The sequence below is a fragment of the Ruoffia sp. FAM 24228 genome (assembly GCF_045528575.1).
In the GTDB taxonomy this organism is placed as follows: Bacteria; Bacillota; Bacilli; order Lactobacillales; family Aerococcaceae; genus Ruoffia; species Ruoffia halotolerans.
This window is the reverse complement of sequence record NZ_JBGQQZ010000147.1, coordinates 1-892: the sequence shown is the minus strand read 5'-3', so window position 1 is coordinate 892 and position 892 is coordinate 1. Positions and strand designations below refer to the sequence as shown.

Annotated in this window: 1 protein-coding gene; it reads left to right on the top strand. The window is 32.2% G+C overall.

The window, feature by feature from the left end; genetic code table 11:
• Nucleotides 1-208: 208 nt before the first annotated feature.
• Nucleotides 209-790: an HAD family hydrolase gene (locus tag ACEN33_RS12430; protein WP_407090985.1), complete on the top strand. Its 582-nt coding sequence runs from the start codon at nucleotides 209-211 to the stop codon at nucleotides 788-790.
• The last annotated feature ends 102 nt before the right edge of the window (nucleotides 791-892 follow it).

Here is an 892-nt window from a genome sequence, read left to right as displayed (position 1 = left end):
GTCTGTAAGATATCTGTAGTAAGATTGTTCATAGGGAAGTCCTCTTTTCTGTGAATTTAGTGTGGTAACTCTATTCTACAGAAGGGACTTCCTTTTTTCTATTTACACAAAATATTTTACACTCTCGGAACTCTCTATTAACATGCTATCATATACTTACATAAACATAAATCCTGATATTATAAGGTAGATTTACAAAGGAAACACTATGAAACAGATTAAAACCATTGGTTGGGACTTAGATGATACCCTTTACCAAAGAAGTGATTTTTACCGTGCTGCATTCGAAACGATGCAGGAACATGTGATTCAAAGTCAGCCATCGTTTGAATCTTTCAATCGCATCTTTGATGTTCAATCTGATATTGAATACGAGAAATTTATTCGTGAGGGAAAAGCTAAAGCGGCGTACCAATTTGACCGAATCCTTTCCACTTATAAAAAATTTCATTACGAAATAAGTATTGAGCAAGCGACGATATTCCAAGCACTCAATGAATATTACCGTCAACATTTAACTCTTAATTCAGAAATCATTCATGTCTTTGAGCATTTACAAGCCGCTGACTTTGTCTTATTCATTCTTACAAATGGTCCTTCCATTGATCAAAGAAATAAATTAAACACCTTACACACCAACCGATGGATTCTTGAAAATCATTGGTTTATTTCAGAAGAATTAAATGGTTCAAAACCAGATATTGAAGTATTTAACCAAGTTACAGAAAAGCTAGGCTACCTGAGCTATGAATTTACTTACATAGGAGACCTGAATAATTCATACTTTTAAATATTGAGTTATTCTAGTCGTTATTTTTCAATTTTGGATCACTTTATCGAAATTAAAATATTTTAATCGATTTTCTAAGCTAAAGAAAAACTTTTTAGTCTC